Here is a 6300-nt window from a genome sequence, read left to right as displayed (position 1 = left end):
TGTATCATAATTTTCGCCTTGTTATCGACTTATTTCTTTGTCGCTATAATAGATCACTAATTTAATGCAATTGGTATAACTTGTTTTTGAACAATAAAAAGCACGATTAATATCGTGCTTTTATTTTTAATACTATTTAATAAAGCTTTTACGCTAAATCGTCAGCATCACCTAAGCCCTGTGTAAGCTCTTCTAGCAATTGCTTAATTTCTTCAGATGCAAGAATAAAATCAGCATCTAGTTTAACCGCCATATCTTCTTTAGGAATATCGGCATTTTCTTCTTTAAGTGTTTCTGAATAGCTTAAACGTTTAATTGAGCCATCGTTTTGTAGCATAAATTTAACGCGCTCTTGCCAATCAAGGGCAAGCTTAGTAACGCGCTTACCACTTTCAAGGTGCGACTTCACTTCGTCACACGATAGGTCATGGCCTTTGAGTTTTACCTGAGCACCACTGTCATCAGCTTCTTCAAGTTCAGCGTCTGATCCAATTGCAAAGCCTTCTGGAGTACTAAAGTTAGTAAGCCAGTCAGTTAAAAATACGTCTAAATCATAATTAGCAAACGCAGGAACAACGGGTAATGTCCCTAATGATTTACGTAATAGAGCAAGTAGTTCCTCTGCTTTATTAAAGCTTGCACTATTAACTACCACCCACCCATTTTCTTGGTCTATAAAAGCAAACTGCAAGCTCGATTTTTTAAATGCTTGTGGCAATAAGGTGTGTAAGATGTTTTCTTTTAGTTCATCTTTTTCTTTTTTCTTTACTGGGCGATTTTCTTCGGCTTCAATCTGATCAACTTTTTCTGCTACCAGCTCATTTATTACCGAGGCTGGTAATACTTTTTCTTCACGTTTAGCGCACACTAAAATACTTTTTTGTGAGAAATGAGAAAGAGTTTCACCATGTTTACCAAATGCTTTTGTCCAACCAAATGTTGCCAACTCTTGGCCAGTACAAGGACGAAATAGATCTTGCTCTAATGCCTTATCAAAGTCTTCTTGTGTGTATGAAACGTCTTGTTTAAAGCGATAGCATATAAGGTTACTAAACCACATCGGGGAATGATCCATTTAAAAAATTTGTGCAATCATAGCAATAAAAGCCGCTTCTAGAAACGGCTGATTTAGCTTAATCGAGTTTAAAAAGTGGCAGGGGAGATGACATGTTTTTAGGGAACGAAATACGGTAGTGTAACCCTTGCCCAGGCTCACTACTTACTTCAATTTTACCATTGAGCGTTTGTTTTACTAAATTAAAAATAATATGGGCACCTAAGCCGCTGCCACCCTCATCACGCTTGGTGGTAAAAAATGGGTCAAATAAACGCTTTAGTTGAGCCGGTTTTAAACCTAAACCGTTATCTTGATAATTAATGATGAGGTCGTTTTCATCAGTATTTACATCTATGGTGATTTGGCCGCTGTTTATATTTTCAAAACCATGCACTAATGAGTTCATAATTAGGTTCGTAAATATTTGACTAATGACTCCCGCAGGTAAGTTAATAATTAAATCATCTGGGCAATGTAGACGAATGCTGTGAGATGTTTTTTTAATTTGTGGGTGCAAAGAGCGTATAACTTCGTTGATGTAGTCTTTAAAATTAATTGTTCTTAGAGCTTCACTGGCCTGATCTACCGCAATTTGTTTAAAGCTGGTTATTAAATCTGAGGCACGTTCTAAGTTGTGAGAGAGCAGTTGAGCGCTTTGCGCTGCATCATTAATAAAGCCTTCTAAAGCCGCAGACGATAATGATTTATTTTTATACGCAGTTTCTATTTCGGTTAATCGCTCTTGTAAAAAAGAGGTGGCAGTAACGCCAATACCAATAGGGGTATTAATTTCATGAGTGATCCCCGCCACTAAGCCGCCTAATACCGCCATTTTTTCTGAGCCAACCAGTTGCTCTTGCGCAAAGCTTAATTCATCGAGCGAGCTTTGCAGCTGAGTTTGCTTGCTTAACAGTTCTTGTTCGGTTTGCTTTCGTAAATCGACTTCTTCTGTTAATACTGCTTTTTGTCGCTCTAGTTCATATTTTTGTTGCTGTAGATCGATCATTGCTTGGCTTAAATTTGATGTTTTACGCGCAACATCCTGTTCAAGTTGTAAGTTTTGTTGATCCAGCTTTTGATTGCTTTCAATTAGGTCATGCTGAGTTTGTTTTAACTCTTTTTTATACTCAACAACCTTCGAAATCAGATTGTTAAAAGAGCGTTCCATTACTTTAAGCTCGTTATTTTCATCGGTGACTATTTTAACCTGTTGACCATCAAGCTCTTCTAACTCAAAGTATTCAATTTGCTCGGTTAATTGAGTAAGGGGCTCGGTGAGTAACTTTCTAAATGCAATTAAAAATAAGATGATTAAAAAGGTTGTTTTAATCATGGCATTACCAATCAAAAAGTAGATAGAGAGCATAATGCGACTAAAAATTACATCGCGACTAGAAAATAAAGTAACATCGCCTACTTGCGTTGCTCGTCCTGAAAACTCAAAAATAAGTGGGAATGTATAGCCAAATAAACCAGCTTTGGTGTCCTCTACCATGACATCTTCTTGCACAAGTTGCTGACTGTAAAGATTGTGAATATTTAGCGCGCGGCCTAATTGAGAAATAATAGCGCCATTATCGTCACGAATAATAACCCCCTCAACCATAGGTATATCGAGTAATCCTTCGGCGGTTGTGGTGGTTTGCTTTATATTTAGCTCCCAAATTGCTCTAGTTAAACTTCTACCAAAGGTCTTTTGTAATGTGCCAAGTTCATCGCGTATGTAATCTTTAGTATTGACGTACTCTGCGAAAATTTGCCCGCAGGTCACCACAAAGGTCAGTATAAAATAAACTGATAAAACCCGAGTGAGTAACTTTGTTGAAAGACTTTTTTGCGGCATGGGAGGCTTATATTTCCTTAAATTATTCAACTGTTAATGTACGCTTATAAACATTAGTTAATAAATGATTAAAAATAAACATATATTTTATAATATTGCTATTTAGCGTTGTTAAATAAGCAATCATTCTGTTCTATATGCATTGGGTTTCTATTTGAGAACCGTTTGTTTGGATAGGCTGTTTTTTACTTGGAAATAGTTAATTTACTAATTTGTATTGTGCAATTAAGCATTTTATTGATAACGTTAATAAAAGTTACAATAAATAATCTGCTCGTTGCTAATTTGGTTATAATTTTGACTGTTGCGGATTGGGCAACCAACTAATTTTACAGTGGGTTTAGGTGTTTTGTATGAGTTTAATTAATGAGTCATTATGATGCGTTTTTCTATTTTAGTCTGTGATGATTCCACCGTTGCTCGCAAACAGGTAATGCGCTGTTTAAAAGAATGTATTGATGCCGATATTCAGCAAGCAACTAACGGTAAAGAGGCGTTGGAGCAATTGCGTCAAAGGCATTTCGATCTCCTGTGTCTTGATTTAACCATGCCTGAAGTTGATGGTATTGAAGTACTTGAGCAAATCAAAATTTCTAAAATAGAGTCTTATGTATTAGTGATCTCTGCTGATATCCAACAAAAAATGCAAGCACGTGTCGCGCAACTAGGCGCAATCGATTTTATTCACAAACCGATTAATAAAGCACAACTTAACGACGTTTTGCATAAGTTTGGCATTTATTAATAAATTTCATGATGAAAAAGACTGTTTTATCTTCTAATTTAGGGTTGACAGAATAGCCTTTGTTAAGGCAGTCTTAAGCTATGAAAACATTTAGTCTTGTAACGACCATTATTATTACAACCACCATTCTTACTGGATAGTGGCATAGGTCGGTGCAACAAATTTAAAGGCCTGTGTTCACTTAGAACACAGGCCTTTTTTCGTTTTATGGAATGAGGAAACATAAAAAATGCGCGTATTAAAATTTGGTGGCTCATCGCTCGCTGATTTTGCCTGTTTAGAGCAAGTTGCTGCACTCGCTAAGGCACAATTAAAAGATGAAATGTTACTGGTACTGTCAGCCCCAGGTGGCATGACTGACTCGTTAGTTAATTTAGCTAGTACTGCAGAGCAGGGGCATGACTTTAGCGAACAATGGCATTCACTGACTAGCCGATGCAACATGCTCAAAGCAGCGGTAGAGGAAAAGCAAGGAGCAGTTCAAAACTGGCCTGACTTTAACGAACTTAAAAATAAGCTTGATGGTATTGCACTGATAAAGTGCTGCCCTGATCAGGTCAGAGCATTCATTATTAGTTTTGGTGAGCGTGTTAGCGTATCGCTAATGCAAAGTCTATTAGCCGATCATAACGCGCATTATTTACAAGCAACAGATTGTATTGTTTCAACCGGCGGATACATAGACGCAGAAGCGGATTTAGTGGCCAGTAAGGCACGTTTTCAAGCTGTGTTAAAAGAATCCCCTGCGACGGTTTACATTATGCCTGGTTTTACTGCAAGTAATGATGAAGGGGAGCTCACAACGCTTGGTCGTAATGGGTCTGACTACTCGGCGGCGATTGCTGCGGCGTGTTTAGAGGCGCAAGTGTGCCAAATATGGACTGACGTTGATGGTGTATACAGCGCCGATCCGCGTTATATCAAAAAAGCCACTAAGGTTGATTTCCTATCTTACAAAGAGGCGATGGAGCTTTCTTATTTTGGCGCTAAAGTGTTGCACCCTAAAACTATCCTACCGTGTGCAAAAGCTGGAGTGCCATGCGAAATTAAAAACACTCATAACCCAGATGCGCAAGGCTCACTAATTAGTAACGATACGGTATCTGATGAACCAGTAAAAGCACTCTCAAGCCTACAAAACTTAGCTATGTTGACCGTTTCAGGCCCTGGTATGAAGGGCAAAGTGGGCATGGCATCGAAAGTATTTAATGCATTAGCGCATGATAACGTGTCAATCGTCCTGATCACTCAATCATCATGTGAATTTAGTATTAGCTTTTGTGTGCATGAAAGCGATTTAAATCTAGCGTTAAGTGCGTTGCAAGTAGCCTTTGACTTAGAGTCAAAAGCGGGGCTCATTGAGCCGGTAAATGTGCAACGTAATTTAGCAATAGTAACGTTAGTTGGTGATAACATGCGTGCCCATAAGGGGTTAGCGGCTAAGTTTTTTGTATCGCTTGCACAAGCGCAAGTAAACATTGTTGCCATAGCGCAAGATTCAACAGAAAGTGCTATTTCAGCCGTTATTGACGGTGAATTATGTAATGACGCGGTTAAAATTTGCCATGAAAACTTCTTTACTCATGTTCCTTCAATTGATGTGTTTTTATTGGGCTGTGGCTTAGTCGGCCAAGAGCTAATTAACCAACTTGAGCGTCAACAAGCATGGCTTGAAAGGCGTAATATTAAATTAAACCTATATGGTGTTGCCAACTCTCGTCAATTACACCTTGATGGTGAGGGGATTGCGTTTGATGATTGGCAGCAAAAACTGGCGCAGTCAGAGCAAGCGTTTGATTTAAAACTGGTCGAGCAGTTTGTTAAGCAAAATCATTTAGTTAATCCAGTGCTAGTTGACTGTACTTCATCAGATGCCTTAGCTGCACAATATGTAGATTTTTTAAATGCAGGTTTTCATGTCGTGGCTGCCAATAAAAAAGCCACCACGAGCTCATATACGTATTACCAAGATTTAATTGCAGCAACACATAAAAATAATCGTAAGTTTTTATACGAAACTAACGTAGGTGCAGGTTTACCTGTAATCGATAACTTGCAATCGTTGTTTGGTGCAGGTGATGAGTTACTTGAGTTTAGTGGTATTTTATCAGGCTCGCTTTCATACATGTTTGGTGCACTAGAAGATGGTTTATCACTTTCTGAGGCAACAATTAAAGCCAAAGAAAGCGGGTTTACAGAGCCCGACCCACGCGATGACTTATCGGGAACTGACGTAGCACGTAAATTACTGATCATTGCACGCGAAGCCGGTATGAAATTAGAGCTTAGCGATATTGAAGTGGAGTCGGTTTTACCGCCAGGTTTTGCCCAAGGTGACAATGTGGAGCAGTTTATGGCGAAATTACCTAGTTTAGATGCTGGTTTTAACGACCGTGTTCAAAGTGCAGCAAGTGAAGGTAAAGTACTTCGCTACGTAGGCACAATTAAAAATGGTCACTGTAAGGTCGGAATCGAAGCGGTGGATTCATCACATGCATTGAATGTTATTCGTGATGGTGAAAATGCGCTGGCTATTTTAAGCCAATACTACCAACCGCGTCCGTTTGTGATTCGTGGTTATGGGGCTGGCTCTGCAGTAACGGCTGCAGGTGTATTTGCAGACATATTAAAAACATTATCTCGCTAGGAGTCAGT

4 protein-coding genes are annotated in these 6300 nt (G+C 38.8%); 2 read left to right on the top strand and 2 right to left on the bottom strand.

The window, feature by feature from the left end; genetic code table 11:
* Positions 1-148: 148 nt before the first annotated feature.
* Complete coding sequence (gene rdgC, locus QL984_RS15615; RefSeq protein ID WP_008111993.1) at positions 149-1060, bottom strand: recombination-associated protein RdgC; 912 nt, start codon at positions 1058-1060, stop codon at positions 149-151.
* A 73-nt stretch (positions 1061-1133) separates the two neighbouring features.
* Positions 1134-2900, bottom strand: coding sequence for an ATP-binding protein (locus QL984_RS15610; RefSeq protein WP_290172941.1), 1767 nt, complete (start codon positions 2898-2900; stop codon positions 1134-1136).
* Positions 2901-3276: 376 nt separating this feature from the next.
* Here QL984_RS15610 and QL984_RS15605 point away from each other — a divergent pair, with 376 nt between their 5' ends.
* Positions 3277-3645 (top strand): response regulator, encoded by a 369-nt coding sequence (locus QL984_RS15605; protein WP_290172940.1) that lies wholly within the window; start codon positions 3277-3279, stop codon positions 3643-3645.
* Between the two features lie 229 nt (positions 3646-3874).
* Positions 3875-6292, top strand: coding sequence for a bifunctional aspartate kinase/homoserine dehydrogenase I (thrA, locus tag QL984_RS15600; protein WP_290172939.1), 2418 nt, complete (start codon positions 3875-3877; stop codon positions 6290-6292).
* Positions 6293-6300: the final 8 nt, after the last annotated feature.

It is taken from the genome of Pseudoalteromonas sp. APC 3495 (assembly GCF_030407645.1).
GTDB lineage: Bacteria > Pseudomonadota > Gammaproteobacteria > Enterobacterales > Alteromonadaceae > Pseudoalteromonas > Pseudoalteromonas tetraodonis.
The sequence above is the reverse complement of the archived record's forward strand: the minus strand, read 5'-3'. Positions and strand labels throughout refer to the sequence as shown.

Excerpts from the sequence above, each read along its gene's own strand:
- QL984_RS15610 (WP_290172941.1), bottom strand. The coding sequence starts at position 2,900 with ATGCCGCAAAAAAGTCTTTCAACAAAGTTACTCACTCGGGTTTTATCA.
- thrA (WP_290172939.1), top strand. The coding sequence starts at position 3,875 with ATGCGCGTATTAAAATTTGGTGGCTCATCGCTCGCTGATTTTGCCTGT.
- QL984_RS15605 (WP_290172940.1), top strand. The coding sequence starts at position 3,277 with ATGATGCGTTTTTCTATTTTAGTCTGTGATGATTCCACCGTTGCTCGC.
- rdgC (WP_008111993.1), bottom strand. The coding sequence starts at position 1,060 with ATGTGGTTTAGTAACCTTATATGCTATCGCTTTAAACAAGACGTTTCA.